General features: G+C 71.6%; 17 protein-coding genes. 8 read left to right on the plus strand and 9 right to left on the minus strand.

All coding sequences use genetic code 11. From position 1 onward, the window contains the following. The first annotated feature begins 123 nt into the window (after nt 1–123). Nucleotides 124–852: a hypothetical protein gene (locus VD659_RS02575; protein WP_423259576.1), complete on the plus strand. Its 729-nt coding sequence runs from the start codon at nt 124–126 to the stop codon at nt 850–852. A gap of 221 nt (nt 853–1,073) precedes the next feature. Here VD659_RS02575 and VD659_RS02580 read toward each other — a convergent pair whose 3' ends face one another. From VD659_RS02580 to VD659_RS02600, 5 genes are all read right to left on the minus strand, one after another. Continuing rightward, complete coding sequence (locus VD659_RS02580; RefSeq protein ID WP_423259577.1) at nt 1,074–1,637, minus strand: GNAT family N-acetyltransferase; 564 nt, start codon at nt 1,635–1,637, stop codon at nt 1,074–1,076. Next, nucleotides 1,630–2,784, minus strand: coding sequence for an o-succinylbenzoate synthase (gene menC / locus VD659_RS02585; protein ID WP_423259578.1), 1,155 nt, complete (start codon nt 2,782–2,784; stop codon nt 1,630–1,632). Before menC ends, VD659_RS02580 begins: the two co-directional genes overlap by 8 nt. A 3-nt stretch (nt 2,785–2,787) precedes the next feature. Beyond that, nucleotides 2,788–4,062: a saccharopine dehydrogenase family protein gene (locus VD659_RS02590; protein WP_423259579.1), complete on the minus strand. Its 1,275-nt coding sequence runs from the start codon at nt 4,060–4,062 to the stop codon at nt 2,788–2,790. Between the two features lie 64 nt (nt 4,063–4,126). Next, complete coding sequence (locus VD659_RS02595) at nt 4,127–5,356, minus strand: multidrug effflux MFS transporter (protein WP_423259580.1); 1,230 nt, start codon at nt 5,354–5,356, stop codon at nt 4,127–4,129. 113 nt (nt 5,357–5,469) lie between these two features. Then, a complete protein-coding gene (locus tag VD659_RS02600; RefSeq protein ID WP_423259581.1) occupies nt 5,470–6,264 on the minus strand; it encodes a DeoR/GlpR family DNA-binding transcription regulator in 795 nt (264 codons plus the stop codon). Nucleotides 6,265–6,363: 99 nt separating this feature from the next. Here VD659_RS02600 and galT point away from each other — a divergent pair, with 99 nt between their 5' ends. Both galT and galK read left to right on the plus strand, forming a co-directional pair. Next, the gene (galT, locus tag VD659_RS02605; protein ID WP_423259582.1) at nt 6,364–7,587 is read left to right on the plus strand and encodes a galactose-1-phosphate uridylyltransferase; all 1,224 of its coding nucleotides are present in this window, start codon (nt 6,364–6,366) and stop codon (nt 7,585–7,587) included. Beyond that, nucleotides 7,584–8,750 (plus strand): galactokinase, encoded by a 1,167-nt coding sequence (gene galK / locus VD659_RS02610; protein ID WP_423259583.1) that lies wholly within the window; start codon nt 7,584–7,586, stop codon nt 8,748–8,750. Before galT ends, galK begins: the two co-directional genes overlap by 4 nt. 79 nt (nt 8,751–8,829) lie before the next feature. Here galK and VD659_RS02615 read toward each other — a convergent pair whose 3' ends face one another. The 4 genes from VD659_RS02615 to VD659_RS02630 all read right to left on the minus strand — a co-directional run bounded on the left by VD659_RS02615 (nt 8,830) and on the right by VD659_RS02630 (nt 12,827). Then, nucleotides 8,830–9,672 (minus strand): type II CAAX prenyl endopeptidase Rce1 family protein, encoded by an 843-nt coding sequence (locus VD659_RS02615; protein WP_423259584.1) that lies wholly within the window; start codon nt 9,670–9,672, stop codon nt 8,830–8,832. A gap of 167 nt (nt 9,673–9,839) precedes the next feature. Continuing rightward, nucleotides 9,840–10,439, minus strand: coding sequence for a hypothetical protein (locus VD659_RS02620; RefSeq protein WP_423259585.1), 600 nt, complete (start codon nt 10,437–10,439; stop codon nt 9,840–9,842). Between the two features lie 257 nt (nt 10,440–10,696). Next, nucleotides 10,697–12,262, minus strand: coding sequence for an MFS transporter (locus tag VD659_RS02625; protein ID WP_423259586.1), 1,566 nt, complete (start codon nt 12,260–12,262; stop codon nt 10,697–10,699). Then, nucleotides 12,255–12,827 (minus strand): PadR family transcriptional regulator, encoded by a 573-nt coding sequence (locus tag VD659_RS02630; RefSeq protein ID WP_423259587.1) that lies wholly within the window; start codon nt 12,825–12,827, stop codon nt 12,255–12,257. The genes VD659_RS02625 and VD659_RS02630 overlap by 8 nt, the downstream gene beginning before the upstream one ends. Before the next feature lie 94 nt (nt 12,828–12,921). Here VD659_RS02630 and VD659_RS02635 point away from each other — a divergent pair, with 94 nt between their 5' ends. The 5 genes from VD659_RS02635 (at nt 12,922) to xylB (ending at nt 19,159) form a co-directional block, all read left to right on the plus strand. Next, nucleotides 12,922–14,115: an ROK family transcriptional regulator gene (locus VD659_RS02635; RefSeq protein ID WP_423259588.1), complete on the plus strand. Its 1,194-nt coding sequence runs from the start codon at nt 12,922–12,924 to the stop codon at nt 14,113–14,115. Nucleotides 14,116–14,253: 138 nt separating this feature from the next. Next, entirely contained in the window at nt 14,254–15,333 is a 1,080-nt protein-coding gene (locus tag VD659_RS02640; RefSeq protein ID WP_137837932.1) for a substrate-binding domain-containing protein, read from the plus strand. 115 nt (nt 15,334–15,448) lie between these two features. Then, on the plus strand, nt 15,449–16,282 hold the full coding sequence (locus tag VD659_RS02645) for a sugar ABC transporter ATP-binding protein (protein WP_137837931.1): 834 nt from the start codon (nt 15,449–15,451) through the stop codon (nt 16,280–16,282). After that, nucleotides 16,279–17,553, plus strand: a complete 1,275-nt coding sequence (locus VD659_RS02650) for a sugar ABC transporter permease (protein WP_423259589.1) — start codon at nt 16,279–16,281, stop codon at nt 17,551–17,553. Before VD659_RS02645 ends, VD659_RS02650 begins: the two co-directional genes overlap by 4 nt. Nucleotides 17,554–17,704: 151 nt before the next feature. Then, complete coding sequence (xylB, locus tag VD659_RS02655) at nt 17,705–19,159, plus strand: xylulokinase (RefSeq protein ID WP_423259590.1); 1,455 nt, start codon at nt 17,705–17,707, stop codon at nt 19,157–19,159. Nucleotides 19,160–19,271 lie beyond the last annotated feature (112 nt).

A 19,271-nucleotide genomic window follows, 5' to 3' on the forward strand; every position in this document is an offset into this window, starting at 1 on the left:
AGCGGGGTCGGTTTTGTCCCCCGGACGGCCTCTGTCCGGGCGGCGCGCGCGGCTCTAGCATCGGCACAGGGAACCGACCACCGAGGGCTGTCCGTCGCCAGCCCCCAGCAGATTCGAGACCGGATGCCGCTCCGCCGCAGTACCGTCACCCGCAGTACCACCTCCCCCAGTGCCGCCTCGCCCCGTGCCGCCACCCCCCGTGCCGCCACCCCCCGTGCCGCCACCGTGGGCCTCGCCCAGAACCCCGGGGCTTCGCTCGTGCGGCCGCGGTCCCAGGTTCTCGGGCAGACCCGGCTCGTGGCCGGCGCCCTCATCCTGCCGGTGTTCGCGGCCATGCTGTGGTTCGCCCTGCCCCGGGGAACCTGGCCGCGCGTCATCATCGCGTTCCTGTTCGTGCTGGCCCTGTATCTGGCCGGCGCCTTCCTGCTTCGGCAGGTGAGCATCCGTTTCACGAGCGGCGGCCTGATCGAGCGCGGCTTCTTCTTCCACGACAACCGCATCCCGGCCAAGCGCATCGCCACGGCCTACCTCGTCGACGTCTACCGGGGCGTCTCCACCGAGACGAACCGGCAGCTGTTCCTGCTCGACTCGGGCGGCGAGCTGCTGCTGCGCATGCGCGGCGAGTTCTGGACCGACGCCGACCTCGACCGCGTGGCGACGGCGTTCGACGTGCCGATCCGCCACCTCCCCGACCCTGTCACGGCGGCGCAGCTGCGCGCCGAGTCACCGGAGCTGCTCTACTGGTTCGAGCGCTGGCCCTGGGTGGGCGGCCTGTGTGTCGCGGGGGCGATCTCGCTGCTGGCGCTCGCTCTGATCGCGCTGATGTCGCCCGCTGTGCTGGTTGCCGCGTAGGCCGTGCTGCGCGCGGCCCACGCGGGCGTCGCCGGTCCTTGCCCGGCGCCGCGCGACATGTTCGCGGGCGGTCGCTTCGCGGCCGCGCGCTCACCCTGGGTCGTCGAGCGCGGCCTGCAGCCTGCACTCGGGGAGGGGACTAGCTCGAAGGCTCGGGCTGCGGCACGGTGCGGGCAAAGGCGACGTAGTGGGGGGGTCGCGGGGCCGCGGGTGCCGGGGGGCTAGCTCGGAGGTTGGGGGTGTGGGAGGGGGCGGGCGAAGATGACGCCGGTGGGGGTGCGGGCGAGTTCGGTGAAGCCGAGGCGGGGGTAGAAGGCGAGGGCGCCGGTGTTGCGCGGGTCGACGACCAGGTGCACGCCCGGGATGCCGGCGGCGGTGAGGCGGGCGAGCAGGGCGTCCATGAGCATCCGGCCGCCGCCCTGGCCCTGGGCCTCCGGCAGCAGGTCGACGTGCAGGTGGGCGGGGTGGCCCGCGACCGCGGGGAGCCGCAGCCCCGTCGCCGCCGCGAAGGCAGCGGTGTCGGGCACCCCGAGGATGTATCCCACCACACGCGCAGCGGTTCCGGCGTCGGCGCTCTCGGCCACGAAGCACCACTCCGGCGCCTCGTCGAGGTACGGGGTGGCGTAGCGGTCGGTCAGCTCGCGCGGGTCGGGGTGGAGGGCGCTCGCGTCGCCCCCGGCGTCGCCCGTGCGCAGGCAGATGTCGAGGATCGCCGCGCGGTCGGCCTCCCGGGCGGGATCGAAGGGCCGCACACGCAGCCCCGGCTCGCGGCGGCGCTCAGGCACGGGTGATGAATTCGGCCGGCCGCACCGCCCAGGCCTCGACGAGCTCGGTGCGCACGGTCACACCGGAGCCCGGGCCGGTCGGAACCGCGAGGCGGCCGTCGACGAGCACGAACGACTCCGTGAGGTCTTCGGCGAAGTACCGATCGCTCGCCGAGGTGTCGCCCGGCAGCGTGAAGCCCGGCAGCGCCGCGAGCGCCACGTTCGCCGCCCGGCCGAGGCCGGTCTCGAGCATGCCACCGCACCACACCGGCACGTCGCGGTCGCGGCAGGCGTCGTGCACGCGCACCGCCTCGAGGTAGCCGCCCATCCGGCCCGCCTTGATGTTCACCACCGAGGTCGCGTCGCGCTCGATCGCGTCGATCGCCACGCCCACCCCGGTGATCGACTCGTCCAGGCACACCGGGGTGTCGATCGCGCGAGCGAGCCGCACATGGGCGGCGATGTCGTCCTCGGGGAAGGGCTGCTCGATCAGCAGCAGCCCGAACTCGTCGAGCTCACGCAGGTGGTCGATGTGGGCGAGCGTGTAGGCGGTGTTCGCGTCGACCTGCAGCGGCAGATCCCCGATCAGGGCGCGCACCGCGGCCACCGGCTCGAGGTCCCAGCCCGGCTTGATCTTGAGCTTGATCCGGCGGTAGCCGGCCTCGACGTAGCCCGAGACCTCCTCGAGCAGCGTGTCGAGATCGGGCGAGATCCCCACCGAGACGCCGCAGTCGACCTCGGGCCGCACGGCGCCGAAGTACTCGCCGAAGCTCTGCCCGGAGGCGCGCAGCTGCGCGTCGAGAACCGCGGTCTCCACGGCGGCCTTCGCCATCCGGTGCCCCACGACGAAGCCGAAGACCCCGGCCACGTCCGACGCGCGAACGGTCGCCGCGTCGAGCAGCGCCGGAGCCAGGTAGTGCCGGATGACGTCGTCGCACCCGTCGACGTACTCGCTCGAGTACACGGGCTCGCTCATGGCGACGCACTCGCCCCAGCCCTCCCCCGCATCCGTCAGCACCCGCACGAGCAGCACCTCGCGGTCGGTCTGCCGGCCGAAGCTCGTCTCGAAGGGCCGCACGAGCGGCATCGCGATGCGGTGCAGCTCGACCGCTTCGACGGTCACGGGCAGCGCGGAGCCGCTCGTGTGGATCGGCGCCGTGGTGGTCATGGCTCAGGCCAGCCGGTCTTCGAGTCCCCAGGCCTGGCCGTAGCCCCCGCCCGACTCGGGCGCAGCCATCAGGTCGAGGAAGGCCTGCGCGTCGAAGGCCTCCGGCCCGAGGACGCCGATTCCCGACCAGACGCCGGTGGCCAGCAGCTCGAGCGCGATGACGGGGTTGAGCGCCGTCTGCCACACCACGCACTGGGCCTCGTACTCGGCCATCGTCCACTCGTTGTCACTGACGTGGTAGAGGTAGACCTCGCGCGGCTCGCCGTCGGGGCCCGTGCCCGTGACCCAGAGGCCCGCGCAGGTCTTGCCGGTCATGAACGGGCCGAGCGTGGCCGGGTCGGGCAGGCCCGCCGCCACCACGTCGCGCGGCGCGACCTCGACCGGGCCGTTCGCCGAGCGCACCCGAAGCGGCGTGGTCTTGTCGAGGCCGAGCTGGTGCAGGGTCTTCAGGATGCCGATGAACTCGTTGCCGAGCCCGTACTTGAAGGTGACGCGCTTCGCGTCCACCCAGCGGGGCATCAGCAGCACCTCCTCGTGCTCCACGTTGACGCACTCGACCTCGCCGATGCCCTCCGGGAAGAGGAAGGTCTCGGGCTCCGAGAACGGCGGCGTCGTGTACCAGCCCGTGTCCTTCTCCCAGATCACGGGCGGGTTGAGGCACTCCTCGATCGTGGTCCAGATGCTGAAGGAGGGCGCGAAGATCTCGTTGCCGTCGGAGTCGCGCACCACGAGGTTCGCGCCGTCGCGGGTGCCCAGCTCGTCGATCTCGCTGAACAGGTGGTCGGCGGCGTAGCGGGCGAAGACGTCCGACAGCCCCGGCTCGACGCCCATGCCCACGAGGGCGAGCCGGCCGGCGGTCTCCCAGTCGGCCGACTGCGCGAACTGGTCGTCGCCGAGCTTCACGCCGGTCTGGGTGTACGGATGCGTGGGGTGCGGCTCCGAGAGGCTCATCGCCATGTCGAGGTAGTCGGCTCCCGCGGCGAGCGCCCCGGCGAAGATGGTGGGCACGAACTTCGGCTCCACCGCGTTCATCACGTGGGTGGCGCCGTGCCGTCCCGCGACGGCGGCCACGTCGTCGGGGTCGGAGGCGTCGATGCGGTCGGTCGCGAAGCGGGCGGCCACGTCCGCGCCGTGCTTCGCCGCGATCCAGGCGACCGTGCGCTCGGCCCGGGAGAGGTCGTAGTCGGTCACGACGAGCAGTTCGAAGAAGGATCGCCGCGCTGCGATCTTCGCGATGGCGTCGCCGACTCCGCCGGCGCCCACAAGGAGAATTCTCATGAGTCGACGTTACCGGGTGAGGGCCTCCGGGTGAGAGCCCTCATCGCGAGCCGGCGCGGGAGCTCTACCGCGCCAGGGCCGGAACCCGCCGCGGTCGCACCACGAACCAGAGCGAGAGGATGCCCACCACCGCCGCCCCCGACATCACCGCGGCCATCGGCACGGCGCTGCCGATGCCGAACACGCCCACCAGCGGCGAGATGAGCCCGGCGAATCCGGAGTTCGCCGCTCCGAGCAGCGACGCCGCCGTGCCGGCTTCGTGCCCGTGCCCGTTCAGCGCGAGCACCTGCACGCAGGGGAAGGTGAAGCCGCACGCGGCGATGAAGAACCAGAGCGGGATGAGCGTGCCCCAGAGCCCGAAGCCGAGCCTCTCGAACACGATGATGAGCACGGCGAAGATCAGGATGGCCGCGGTCGAGCCCGCGAGGATCCACTGCGGCCCGATGACCTTCGTGAGGCGCGCGGCCGCCTGCGAGCCGCCGACCACGGCGAGGGAGTTGATGGCGAACAGCAGCCCGTACTGCTGCGCGTCGAAGCCGTAGACCTGCTGGAACAAGAAAGAGCTCGCCGAGAGGTAGCAGAACAGCGCCGAGAACGTCATCCCGCCGATGATCGCCGCGCCCACGAACACCGGGTCGGTGAGTACCGCCCGGTACCGCTGCCGCGCTGTCGTGTGGCCGCTGTCGTGCCGCCGTTCCACCGGCAGGGTCTCGCGGATCCAGAGAGCCACCACCGCGACCACGAGAGCGCCGTAGCAGGCGAGCACCCAGAAGATCCCCCGCCAGTCGACGATCAGCAGCAGCTGCGAGCCGATCACGGGCGCGATGATCGGCGCGAGACCCGAGACGAGGGCGAGCCGCGAGAGCATCACCACGAGCCGCCGGCCGCCGAAGAGGTCGCGCACCATCGCCATCGCCACCACGCCGCCCGCGGCCGCGCCCATGCCCTGGAGCACGCGGAAGGCGCCGAGGCTCCAGATGTCGGGCGCCACGGCCGCGCCCACGCACGCGACGATGTGCACCGTGGTCGCCACGATGAGCGGGAGGCGACGGCCCACCCGGTCGCTCCACGGGCCCACGATCAGCTGGCCGAGCGCGAAGCCGATCGTCGTGCCGCTCAGGGTGAGCTGGATGACGGCGGCCGGCACGTCGAAATCGGCCTCCAGCACCGGGAACGCCGGCAGGTACAGGTCGATCGTGAACGGGCCGAGAGCCGTGAGGGCGCCGAGGATGATGACGTAGACGAATCGCTGACGGGCTGAGAGCGAATCGCCCGGGTGGAGGACTGTGGTCACGAAGAGCTGTTCCTGCGGGCGCGCTGCCGCTGATGTGCGGCGACGGCGCCGGTGGTTGTTGGAGGTTAACAGCTTTTCACAGCTGAGGCACCGCGGGATTCACGGTGCCGGGTTCACACCGAGATCACCTCGACGCCCGCGCGGGCGAAACTCTCCTGGGTGGCCGCGTCGGCCCCCGCGGTCACCAGGGTGCGGAACTCGTCGAGCCGCCCGATGCGGCCGAGGTCGATGCGGCCGAGCTTCGACGCATCCGCCACCACCACGGCCCGGTCGGCCGCGAGCAGCATCGCCCGCTTCACCTCGGTCTCGGCGAGGTTGACGTTGGTCACCCCGCCCTGCGGATGCACGCCGGTGCCGCCGATGAACGCCACGTCGACCCGCAGCTCGTCGAGCACCTTCGTGGCGAACGGGGCCACGAGCGAGTGCTGCAGGGGCCGTAGGGTGCCGCCGGTCACCACCACGGTGAAGCGCGGGATGGCGGGTTCGAGCGCGAGCGCGGTGGTGAGGCTGCTCGTCACCACCACGAGGTCGTCGAGGTCGTCGCGGGCCAGCAGGGCCGCGGCCACCGCGGCTGGAGTGGTGCCCACGTCGAGGATCACGCTCATGCCGCTCTGCACGAGCCGCGCGGCGGCCGTGCCGATGAGCCGCTTGTCGAGCGCGGCCGTGGTGAGCGCCGACTCGAAGGGCTCCTCGCGGCGACTCGGCGAGCCGCGCAGCACGGCGCCGCCGTGCACCCGGTCGATCGGGCTCTCGCGTTCGATCGCGTCGAGGTCGGAGCGCACGGTGACCTCCGACACTCCGAACTCCCGGCTGAGGTCGGCCACACGCACGAAGCCGTTCTCGGAGACCCGGGAGAGGATGCGCTCGCGCCGCACCGCCGCCGGCAACTGCTCGGATTCGCTGGTCACCTCACGAGCTTCGTTCACTTCGGGTTTCTTGTCAATCCGTAAGTCGCGCCCTCAACTTTCGACTTGACTTGTGCAAACGAAAGTGGCTTACTCGGGGATGTGAACCAGCTCTCCGTGCTCGCCCACGGCATCGCGAAGCGCCCGCACCGGCTCTCCGACGGCCGCGAGCTCATCTACTTCGACGACGCCGACACCACCCTCGACCCCGATCGGGCGCCCGACTCCCGGCCCGCCGTGCCGCGGCCCCCGGTGGCCACCATGCGGCAGGATCCGCTGACCGGCGAGTGGGTCTCGATCGCCGCCGCGCGCCAGAACCGCGTGATGCTGCCGCCCAAGCACCTCGACCCGCTCGCGCCCTCGAGCCCCGAGAACCTCACCGAGGTGCCGAGCAACTACGACGTCGCCGTGTTCGAGAACAAGTCGCCCTCGTTCGGGCCCGACCTCGCCGAGGCGACCGGGGCATCCGGAACCGCCGGCCCCGACGCCGCCGACCTCGAGACCCTCGCGGAGCTCTCCCGTATCGGCCTCGGCCGCACCCGCCCCTCGGTGGGGCGCTGCGAGGTCGTGTGCTTCAGCCCCTCCACCGAGGGCTCGTTCGCCACGCTCTCCGCATCGCGCGCCCGCACCGTGGTGGAGGCCTGGGCCGACCGCACGGCCGCGCTCTCCGCGCTGCCCGGGGTGCAGCAGGTGTTCCCGTTCGAGAACCGCGGCGAGGCCATCGGCGTCACGCTGCACCACCCGCACGGGCAGATCTACTCCTACCCCTACATCACCCCGCGCACCCAGAAGCTGATCGCCTCGATCGACAGCTACGGGCCCACGCTCTTCGCCGACATCCTGGCGTTCGAGCAGGAGTCCGACCGCGTCATCCTGCGCGGCGAGCACTTCACCGCCTTCGTGCCGTTCGCGGCGCGCTGGCCGATCGAGATCCACCTGCTGCCGCACCGGCACGTGCCCGACTTCGCCGAGACCACCGTCGAGGAACGCGACGAGCTCGCCGTGCTGTACCGCCGCATCCTGCGCGGTCTCGACGCGCTCTACGACACCCCCACGCCCTACATCTCGGCGTGGCACCAGGCGCCCGTGCACACCCACCGCGACGACATCCGGCTGATGCTGCAGATCACCTCGCCGCGCCGGGCCGTCGACAAGCTCAAGTTCCTGGCGGGCTCGGAGTCGGCGATGGGCGCCTTCATCGGCGACGTGCCGCCCGAGACGAGCGCCGCCGCGCTGCGCGAGGCGCTCGAGCGCGCCGATCTGGCGACCGCCGCCGAAGAAACCGCCGCCCCCACCCCCACGACCGCCGCGGGAGGCGAACGATGACCACCCTGGAACAGACCGTGCTGGAGGGCTTCTCCGCCCGCTTCGGCAAGACCCCCGACTCGCTCTGGTCGGCGCCCGGCCGGGTGAACCTCATCGGCGAGCACACCGACTACAACGACGGCTTCGTGCTGCCCTTCGCCATCGACCGCCGCACCCTGATGGCCGTGCGGATGCGCGAGGACCGCGTCATCCGCATCGCCACCTCGTTCGCGCCCGACACGGTCGAGATCGCCATCGACGCCATCGGTCCCGACACCGTCTCGGGCTGGTCGGCCTACCCGCTCGGCATGGTCTGGGGAACGCGCGAGTTCGGGGCGTCGCTGGACGGCGTGACCGGCTTCGACGCCTACCTCGAGTCCGACATCCCCGTCGGCGCGGGTCTCTCCTCCTCGGCGGCGCTCGAGAGCGTGTTCGGCCTCGCGGTCACCGAGCTCTGGGGGCTCGGCTTCGACCGCCAGACCATCGCGCGCATCGGCCAGTTCAACGAGAACCAGGTCGTGGGCGCGCCCACCGGCATCATGGACCAGTCGGCGTCGCTCCTCGGCGCCCGCGACTCCGCGGTGCTGCTCGACTGCCGTTCGCTCGACGCCTCCGTGATCCCGCTCGGACTCGCGGATGCGGGCCTCGTCATCGCCGTGATCGACACCCGGGTGAGCCACGAGCACGCCACCGGCGGCTACGCGGCCCGCCGCGCCTCGTGCGAGCTCGGAGCCCGGTTGCTCGGGGTCACCTCGCTGCGCGACCTCACCGTCGACGACCTCGGCCGCGCCGAGGCGGAGCTCGACGACGAGACGTTCCGCCGCGTGCGCCACATCATCACCGAGAACGAGCGCGTGCTCGAGACGGTGCGCACCCTGCGCGACCGCGGGGCCACGGCCATCGGCCCGCTGCTCGACGCCTCGCACGTGTCGATGCGCGACGACTTCGAGATCTCGGTGCCCGAGCTCGACCTCGCCGTCAGCACCGCGCAGCTGCAGGGCGCCGTGGGCGCCCGCATGACCGGCGGCGGTTTCGGCGGATCGGCCATCGCCGTGATCGCCGGCTCGAAGGTGGACGCCCTGCGCGCCGCCGTCGAGAGCGCCTTCGCCGACGCCGGCTACGCGCATCCGGATGTCTTCGTCGTCACGCCCTCGGCCGGCGCCTCCCGCGAACCCCTCTCCTGACCCCCGGTAGCCTCGTCACTACTGGTGCCAAACCACCCGGCCTTTCAGCCGAAAATGACGAGGCCGGGGGCGTGCCGGGTCAGCCGAGGGTGGGGACCGAGGGGGCGGACGCGGCGGCCACGAGGTCGAGCACCGCGACCGAGAGGTTGAAGACGGCGTGCGCCGCGATCGCGGGGCCGAGGCGCTTCGTGAGCAGGGCGAGCATCCCGAGCACGAGACCGACGAGCAGCAGGCTGATCAGGCGCGAGACGGCGGCCGCGGTCTCCGGCACGCCGTCGAGGTGGAACGCCACGAAGAGTAGTGCCGATCCGGCCACGGCCACGACTCCCGCCGCGGTCGCGCGGGCGGGGCTGACGGCCGGCGCCAGGGCCGGGTCGTAGTCGCGCGAGCGCGTGCGGCCCATACCGCCGAGCACCGCATTCTGGATGGCGCGCAGGGCGAGCCCACGGAAGTACAGCTCCTCCACCACGGGCGTCACGATCGAGGCGGCCACCACGGCGGTGAGCACGAACCACACCGGGTCGCTGCCCACGCCGCCGGCGAACGGGGTGGCCGGGGCTCCGGCCAGGAGGCGCACGAGTTCCGCGATGCCCACCGAGGCGAAACGCAGCAGGATGCCCGCGAGCAGCCCGATGGCGAGGTCGAGCGGCTCGAGGCGCAACCCGAAATCGGCGCGCAGGCGCCCGCGGCCGCGCCGGCGCGAGGCGACGAGCACGACGGCGATGAGCGGGATCCAGCCCCCGAGCACCTGGTTGATCCAGAACGCGAGTTGCGGCTGCGCCGCCACCGCCGGCAGCCGCGCGATGAGCTGCGCCGCCGAGGAGAGCAGCAGGAAGGCCACCGCTCCGGCGAACACGTCGACGAGCCCCCAGCGGGGGAAGGCAGCGCGGGGCGCGGGAGCCTCGCCCGCCACGTCAGTCACGATTCACACGCTACCCGCTCCGGACCCCGCGGACGCGCTCGCGAGCTCCGCCGGACCAGCCCGCCCGACGGGACGAGCAGGCCCGGCGGGACGAGCGTGGGTGCGCCGACGGGACGAGCACGCCCGGCGCGACGAGCGCCGCGCGGGCCGCGCGGCGGGTGCAGGCGTCACCGCCCCGCGCCGGCGAGCGCCGGGCGGCTCGGTGCGCCGAGCGGGCGCGCCGAGTAGGTGACCCGAAGGAACTCGTCCGCCGCACCCCCCGGCTCGGCGCCTCGGGTGACGAGCGCGCCCTCCGCTCGGGCGGGGTTGCCGGCGGGCAGCATCCGCTCGGTCACGACCGGCAGGCCGGCCTGCTCGGCGGCCAGCCGGCGCCACGCGAGCGCCCGCTCCACGGCGGGGTGGTCCCGGCGCGCGGCCGCGACCTCCACCACCAGGTCGGGAGCCAGGATGGCCCCCGCCTCCGCGAACGCCCGGTGCCCCGAGCGGATGAGTGCGGCAGCCCAGACCTCCGGGTGCGGCACCGAGGGGTGCACGAGCAGGCACCGCAGCTCCACGGGGTGGACGGAGCCGACGGGCCCCCACCAGACGGCGCGGGCGAGAGGCTCGCTCGCGCCCTCGTCGGCGAAGGCCAGCCAGACCCACTCGCGGCGGTGCGTCCCGGCCGCGATGCCGCGGCCAAACTGCTCGGGATCGACCCAGGAGACCGGGTCGTGATTGACGAAGTGCAGGAGCGCGCCGTCGTGGGCGCGCAGAGCTGAGGTGAACACGAGAAGACTCTCTCCATCGAAGATCGGATGATCGAACGGGGTGGAGGTGCTTCCCAGGGGTCGGCCCCGGCAGCAGGCGGAACGCCTAGGCGACGAGGGGGGAGACCGGGGGAAGCACCATGTCGATGAACGGAACCATGGAACTCACCTCCCCTTTCTCCTCACGACCGTGTGTCGCGGTCTCCGACAGTAGCGGATGCCCGCGCGCGAGCGCAAGCATCCGCCACGATCGACGATGGGCGATCAGCCGGCAGCGATCAGTGGCCGCCGGGCGCCCCCGTGCGCTTGGGCAGCGCGAACACCAGCAGGAACGCCACCACGGCGAAGGCCACGCTGACACCCATCGCGGCGGCCGCGCTGGTCACGAAACCGCTGGCGAGCGCATCCGGAGTGGGCCCGCTGACGACGAGCGAGCCGAAGAAGACGCTGCCGATCACCGCGATGCCGATGGCGCTGCCCACGCGCTGCATGGCGCTGATCACGCCGCTCGCCGCGCCTGCCTCGCTGCGGTCGACGGTGGCCACGATGAACTGCGCGTTGGGCGCGATGAAGAGCCCGTTGCCGAGGCCGGCGAGGAGCAGGGGCGCGATCAGCTCCCAGTTGGTGAGATCCGAGGGGTTCGTGAGCAGCAGCACGAGCCAGACCCAGGCGAGGCCCACCGCGACGGCGGCCGTTCCGATGACGAGCACGGTGCGGCCGAGCCGCTGCGCCAGACGGTTGCTCTGCGAGGAGCCGACGATGCTGCCGATGGCGAAGGGGATCGAGACCACCCCCGACTCGAGCGCGGTGTGGCCGAGGCCCGCCTGCCAGAGGATCGAGATGGTGAAGAAGATGCTCGTGAAGGCCGCGAAGTACACCAGCGCCAGGATGGTGCCTCCCGTGAACGCCGGATGCCGGAACAGCCGGGGCGGCACGAGGGGCGTGCGGCCCCGCTTGGTGAACGCCACCTCCCAGGCGCCGAAGGCCACCAGGAGCAGCACTCCGCCGCCGAGCGAGAGGTAGGTCCAGAGCGGCCAGCCCTCGTCCTGACCCTGGATGAGGGGCACCAGCAGGGCGACGAGCGCGCCGGTGATGAGCACCAGGCCGAACCAGTCGAGCCCGGCCTTCGCCGCCGGCGCGGGCGCGGGGGCGCCACCGGGGCGACTTCCCCGCCCCGCCGTCGGGCCGGATGCCGCCGCCGCGACGGCCGCCGTCTCAGCGCGGTGCGGCAGCAGGATGGCCGCGGCGATGAGCGTGGCGACACCGATCGGCAGGTTCACCCCGAACACCAGGCGCCAGCCGTTCTCGGAACCGAACGCCTGGATGATGAGCCCGCCGACGATCGGGCCGAGCGCCGAGGAGACCCCGATGACCGCGCCCATGATGGCGAAGGCCTTGCCGCGCGACATCGGCGGGAACAGCAGCTGGATGAACGCGGTCACGGCCGGCACGAACATGCCGCCCGCGAGGCCCTGCACGATCCGCGCCACGACGAGCTGCACGTCGTTCTGCGAGATCCCGCAGGCCAGGCTCGCCACGGTGAAGAGCGCGACGCCGGTGAAGAACACCCATTTGTGCCCGATGCGGTCGCCGATGCGGCCGGCCGGGATGAGGGCGAGGCCGAAGGCGAGGGCGTAGCCCGAGATGATCCACGACAGGGTCGCCTCGGATGCGTCGATGCTGGTGCGGATGCTCGGCAGCGCCACGTTCACGATGGTGGTGTCGAGCAGGGCGATGAACATGCCGGCGAGCAGCACGACGAGCGCCTGCCAGGCGCGGCGGGAGACGGCCGGCGGCCCGCCGGCCGTGGCCGCGCCGGAGGAGGGGGACGGGGAGTCAGTCATGACCGTTGACCTTTCGTGCCTGTTCGTCGGCGATGATGTCGGGGAGGGAGTCGAGGAGTCGTTCGTGCGAGCGGATCTCGGCCGTGAGCCGGTCTTCGCGGTGCTGCAGCGCCCAGCGCTCGGCGAGGGTGAGATACGGATCGGCGCGCCGGTTGCGCTCCTGCTGCTCGGTCAGCCGTGTGCTCAGGGTGGCGAGCCGCTGGCCGAGGGCTGCGCCGAGCTCGTCGAGCCGCTCGGGGTCGAGGCGCGTGATGGCGAGGTCGAAGGGGTCGGGGCGGAAGGAGATGTCGGCCAGACCCTGCTCCCGCAGCACCGCGAGCGCGGCGCGCCCGCTCGCGGAGACGGCGTAGACCTGCCGCTCCGGGTAGCCGCCCTCCCGCTCCGTGCGCACCTCGACGATGAGGCCCTCGTTGGCGAGGCGCTTGATGGCTCCGTAGAGCGAGCCGACGGTGATGTCGGTCCAGAACTGCACGTGCTCCTCCTCGGCGAGCAGGCGCAACTGGTGGCCGTGCATGTCGCCGCGCTTGTCGAGGGCGTCGAGGATGAACAGACGGATGGATGACACGCGACTACTCTCGCACGAGTAGTTTGCGCAGCGCAAGTGTTGAACAGCGGGTTTTCGCGAGGGTGCCGAGCGGTGACGCGTGTATGGTGACCCTGTGGTGCACGTCAACCCGACGCCGGGGTCGCAGAGTTCATTGCGCGAAGCCAATCGCGGGAGAATTGTCGATGCCCTCAAGTTCCACGGCCGTCTCACCCAGGTCGAGCTCGCGGGGGCCACCGGCTTGTCGCCCGCCACGGTGTCGAACATCGTCAAGGAGCTCTCGGCGGCCGGGGTGCTGCACACCTCCACCACCTCCCGCAGCGGGCGGCGCGCCATCCAGGTCACCCTCGCCCGCCAGCTCGGCCTCGTGGCGGGGCTGCACTTCTCGAGCCGGCACCTGCGCGTGGCCATCTCCGACACCGCCCGCACGATCGTGGCCGAGACCCACGTGCCGCTCGCGGCCGACCACCGGCACGACAGCGAGCTCGATCGCGCCACGCTGCTGCTCACCGACATGGCGGAGTCGCTCGGCGCCAGCCTCTCCGACCTCCTGGCCATCGGCGTCGGCCTGCCGGCCCCGGTCGACACCCGCAGCAGCACCGTCGCCCCACTCGGGCTCCTGCGCAGCTGGGAGGGCGTCGACATCGCCGAGAGCCTCTCCCGCCGCACGGGAGCCCCCACCTTCGTCGACAGCGAGGCCAACCTCGGCGCCATCTCCGAGACCCGAGGGGATCTCTCGCGCATCGAGGGCGTCGCCGCCTACATCCGGGTGGGCCACACGATCAGCGCGGGGCTCGTGGTGAACGGCGTGCCGTTCCGCGGCGTCACCGGCAAGGCCGGACAGATCGGCCACATCACGATCGACGAGAACGGCCCCATCTGCCGCTGCGGAAACCGCGGCTGCCTCGAGACCCTGGCGGGCGGGCGGGCGCTGCTCGACCTGTTCCGCAGCGACCCGAGCGTGCAGCGCCTGAGCGACCTCATCATCCGCGCCGAGGAGGGCGATCCGAGCTCGAGCCGCGTCATCGCGGACGCGGGCCGCCACATCGGCATCGCCGCCGCGAGCCTGTGCAACCTGCTCGATCCCGATCGCATCATCATCGGCGGCGAGCTCGCGCAGAGCGGCGAGATCCTCATCGCGCCGCTGCGCCACGCCCTCGAACGGTCAGCCCTCGGCGGCACCACCGAGGCGCCCGAAGTGATGCGCTCCACCCTCGGCGACCGCTCCGAGCTCATGGGCGCGCTCGCCCTCGCGATCGACCACGTGGCCCTGGATGCCGAGGGCCGCCTTGTCGAATCCGCTCAGTGAAACGTCCCATTGAATTCGGGATGTAACGACATGGTTGCATTTCTACCCTCTGTTGAGTTCAAGAGTTGACGCCAAGTGAATCCAGTGACACACTCGGACAAAACCGCCAATGAGGGCGGTCCAGTGAGAGGTAAATCAATGAAGACCACCAAGAAACTCACATTCCTGGCAGCCGGACTCCTCGTCGCGGCAGGAGCGCTGACCGCGTGTTCGAGCGGTTCCTCAGGAACGTCAAGCAGCACCGATTCCGCCTCGAGCGGAGGAACCATCGCCCTGCTCCTCCCCGAGTCGAAGACGGCCCGGTACGAGCAGTTCGACCGCCCGCTGTTCGAGGCCAAGGTCAAGGACCTCGGCGGCGGACAGGTGCTCTACTCCAACGCCGACCAGGACGCATCGAAGCAGCAGCAGCAGGCTGAGTCGGCGCTGACCGCGGGCGCCAAGGTGCTCGTGCTCGACCCGGTCGACGCCAAGGCGGCCGTGAGCATCGTGTCCGAGGCGAACGCGCAGAACGTGCCCGTCATCTCCTACGACCGTCTGGTCGCCGGAGGGCAGCTCGCCTACTACATCTCCTTCGACAACGAGAAGGTCGGGGAGCTCCAGGGCACCGCGATCGTCGACGAGCTGAAGAAGACCGGCGCGAGCGGCGGCATCCTGATGGTCAACGGCTCGCCCACCGACGGCAACGCCGCCCTGTTCAAGTCAGGCGCCCACAAGGAGATCGACGCCTCGGGCGTGAAGGTGCTCGCCGAGTTCGACACCCCCGACTGGAGCCCCGACAAGGCCCAGGAGTGGGTCGCCGGCCAGATCACCCAGTACTCCGGTCAGATCGCGGGCGTCTACGCCGCCAACGACGGCACCGCCGGTGGCGCCGTGGCAGCACTGAAGGCGGCGAACGTGTCGCCGTGGCCGATCATCACCGGTCAGGACGCGGAGCTCGCGGGCATCCAGCGCATCGTCGCGGGAGACCAGTACATGACCGTCTACAAGGCCATCAAGCAGGAGGCCGAGAAGGCCGCGGAGATCGCGGTCGACCTGGCCGGCGGCAAGACCGTGACCGGTGACACCACCGTCAGCGGAACCCAGGCCACCCTGCTCACCCCGGTCGTCGTGACCGTCGACAACATCATGGACACCGTGGTGAAGGACGGCTTCTACAAGGTCTCCGACATCTGCACCACCCAGTACGCCGCTGCGTGCACGGCGCACAACATCAAGTAGCAGCGACACCGCTACCGAAACGAACACCACGTAGAACGCACGGTGCTGGCCGGAACCTCCTGTTCCGGTCAGCACCCGTGCGTGCTACCGTCCTCACTACGACAAGGGAACGAACATGACGCTGACGTCACCGCCCACTACCGAACGGAACCGCCCCGGAGCACACGTGCTGTCGCTCCGCGGAGTCGGTAAGAAGTTCGGTGCCATCCAAGCCCTGACCGACATCGACATGGATGTGTACGCGGGTGAAGTCGTCGCGATCGTCGGCGACAACGGCGCCGGCAAGTCGACGCTCGTGAAGATCCTCGCCGGTGTGCACCCGCCGGACGGCGGCACCATCGAGTTCGAGGGCAACCGGGTGAACATCGTGAGCCCCGCCGACTCCAAGGAGCTCGGCATCGCCACGGTGTTCCAGGATCTCGCGCTCTGCGACAACCTCGACGTGGTCGCGAACCTGTGGCTGGGCCGCGAGCTCACCCACGGCGGCTCCCTCGACGAGGTCGAGATGGAGAAGCGCTCCTGGACCCTGCTCCGCGAGCTCAGCGCCAAGATCCCCTCGGTGCGCACCCCCATCGCCTCGCTCTCGGGCGGCCAGCGGCAGACCGTCGCCATCGCCCGCTCGCTCATCGGCGAGCCCAGCATCGTCATCCTCGACGAGCCGACGGCCGCGCTCGGCGTGGCCCAGACGGCCGAGGTGCTGAACCTCATCGAGCGCCTGCGCGAACGCGGCCTCGGCGTGGTGCTGATCAGCCACAACATCGCCGACGTGCAAGCGGTCGCCGACCGCGTGATGGTGCTCCGTCTCGGCCGCAACAACGGCGACTTCCGCGTCGCCGACGTCACGAGCGAGACCATCATCGCCGCCATCACCGGCGCATCCGACAACGCGGTCACCCGGCGCGCAGCCAAGACCGCAGCGACATCCATGGTGACGGAGGTCTCCGAATGAGCGACACGAAATCAGCAGAGCCCACTCAGGACGCCACGGCATCGACCGTCGCCACCGACCTGCAGGACGAGCGGCTCATCCAGAGCTCCGGCGCCGGCGGCGCCGTGCGCGCGTTCTTCATCCGCGTGCGCGGCGGCGATCTCGGTTCGCTACCGGTGGTCATCGGGCTGATCGTGATCTGGGCGGTGTTCCAGATCCTCAACCCGAACTTCCTCTCCTCCACGAACCTCGTGAACCTCACCATGCAGTGCGCTGCGGTGGGCACGATCTCGATCGGCATCGTGCTCGTGCTGCTGCTCGGCGAGATCGACCTGTCGGTGGGTTCGGTGAGCGGTCTCGCCGCGGCCATCGTCGCGGTCACCTTCGTGAACCTGGGCTGGAACCCGATCGCCTCGATCGTCCTCGCCCTGGCCGTCGGCGCCGCCATCGGCCTGGTGTACGGATTCCTCTACACGCGATTCGGCGTGCCGAGCTTCGTGATCACGCTGGCGGGCCTGCTCGGATTCCTGGGTCTGCAGCTGTGGGTGCTCGGCCCGAGCGGCTCGATCAACCTGCCGTTCGACTCCTTCCTGGTGCAGTTCGCGCAGCAGTGGTTCCTGCCGCAGTGGGCCTCCTACACGCTCGTGGTGCTCGTGGTCGCGGTGTTCGCCTGGCAGCTCGTCTCGCAGGCCCGCCGCCGCGCGAAGGCCGGCCTCTCGGCCATGACGACCGGCTCCATCCTCGTGCGCAGCATCGCGCTGCTCGTGGTGCTCGGGGTCGTCACCTGGTACCTCAACCTCACGCGCGGCGTGGGTGCGATGTTCCTGTTCTTCCTCGCGCTCGTGCTCATCATCAACTACGCGCTCACCCGCACGAAGTGGGGCCGTGCGGTGTTCGCGGTGGGTGGCAACGTGGAGGCGGCGCGGCGCTCGGGCATCCGGGTGAACCGCATCTTCATCTCGGTGTTCGTGCTCTGTTCGACCCTCGCGGTGATCGGCGGGATCCTGGCGGCCTCGCGGCTCGCGGCGGCGAACCAGTCCTCGGGTGGCGGCGACGTCAACCTGAACGCCATCGCCGCCGCCGTGATCGGTGGAACCAGCCTCTTCGGCGGCCGCGGCTCGGCCTTCTCGGCCCTGCTCGGCATCGTCGTGATCCAGTCGATCAGTTCGGGGCTGACCCTGCTCAACCTCGACTCCTCGGTGCGCTACATGATCACGGGCATCGTGCTCGTGCTCGCCGTGATCATCGACTCGCTCTCGCGCCGCTCGCGCCGGGCGGCGGGACGCGCCTGAGCCACCGCACCACCTCGACGGCCCGGCCGGGATCGCTCTTCGGAGCGGCCCGGCCGGGCCGTTCCGGTTGGCAGCCGGGCACTCATCGAATATGTTGTGACCTAGAACTTTTACGCACCGTGCGGCTGCGCACAGTATTCGGGAGACACCAATGACGCTTGTCGCCGGCATCGATTCGTCCACCCAGAGCTGCAAGGTCGTCGTGCGCGAGCTCGAGACCGGCGCGCTCGTGCGCTCGGGGCGCGCCGCGCATCCGGAGGGCACCGAGGTCGACCCCGCGGCCTGGTGGGACGCCCTGCTCTCCGCGGTCGCCGACGCCGGCGGGCTCGAGGGGGTCGCCGCCGTCTCGGTGGCGGGCCAGCAGCACGGCATGGTGGTGCTGGATGCGCAGGGTCGCGTCATCCGGCCGGCCCTGCTCTGGAACGACACCCGTTCGGCGGCCGCCGCGCGGGAGCTCATCACCGAGTTCGGTGCGGGCGCGCTCGCGCGACGCACCGGCTCGGTGCCGGTGGCCTCGTTCACCGCCACCAAGCTGCGCTGGCTGCGGGACGCCGAGCCCGAGGCCGCAGCACGCGTCGCGGCGGTCGCCCTGCCGCACGACTGGCTGAGCTGGCGGCTGCGCGGCTTCGGGTCGCGGGAGGACGGCCCGCTCGGACCCGAGCTCGATGCGCTGGCCACCGACCGCTCGGATGCGAGCGGCACCTCCTACTGGAACCCCGGCACCGGCGACTACGACCGCGAACTGCTCGCAGCCGCGCTCGGCCACGACGCCGTGCTCCCCCGCGTGCTCGGCCCGGCCGAGACGGCGGGCGAGACGGCCGAGGTGCGCGACGCGAGCGGCACGGTCCTCGTGCCCGCGGGCATCCTCGTCGCGGCCGGCGCGGGAGACAACGCAGGAGCCGCCCTGGGCCTCGGAGCGGCGGAGGGCGACGTCGTGGTGTCGATCGGCACGAGCGGCACCGTGTTCGCCGTGACCGGGGAGCCGTCGGCCGACGAGAGCGGCACGGTGGCGGGCTTCGCGGATGCCTCGGGCGCGTTCCTCCCGCTCGTCGCCACCCTGAACGCCGCCCGCATCCTCGATGCCACCGCCGCGCTGCTCGGCGTGGACCACGACGGCCTCGGCCGCCTCGCGCTCGCGGCCCCGGCCGGAGCCGGCGGGCTCGTGCTCCAGCCGTACTTCGAAGGCGAGCGCACCCCCAACCTGCCGGAGGCCACCGCCACGCTCTTCGGCATGACGCTCGCCTCGACCACGCGCGAGGGACTCGCGCGGGCGGCGATCGAGGGACTGCTCTGCGGACTGGCCGACGGCCTCGACGCCGTGCGCCGAGTGGGCGTGGCGCCGCGGCGCATCCTGCTCATCGGCGGAGCGGCGCTGAACCCGGCCGTGCAGGCCATTGCGGCGCAGGTGTTCGACGTACCCGTGAGCATCCCGACGCCCGGCGAGTACGTGGCCGACGGTGCCGCCGTGCAGGCAGGGTGGGCGCTCAGCGGCTCGCGACCGGCCTGGCCGCTCTCGCTCGCGGCGAGCCCGGCGCCCGACCACCGCGCCGTCATCCGGCAGCAGTACGCGGCGCGGCAGGCGGTGCTGGCGACCGCACTCGTCTGAGCGCGGGACGCCGTCTCGACCGCCGGCCGACGCACTGCTCGCGCTCACAGATCAGCGAATCGTCCAGGTCGCTCGGGCGATACGAGCATGGATCCGGCGCGCGGCACTGCCT

Source organism: Herbiconiux sp. 11R-BC (assembly GCF_049472555.1).
GTDB lineage: Bacteria > Actinomycetota > Actinomycetes > Actinomycetales > Microbacteriaceae > Herbiconiux.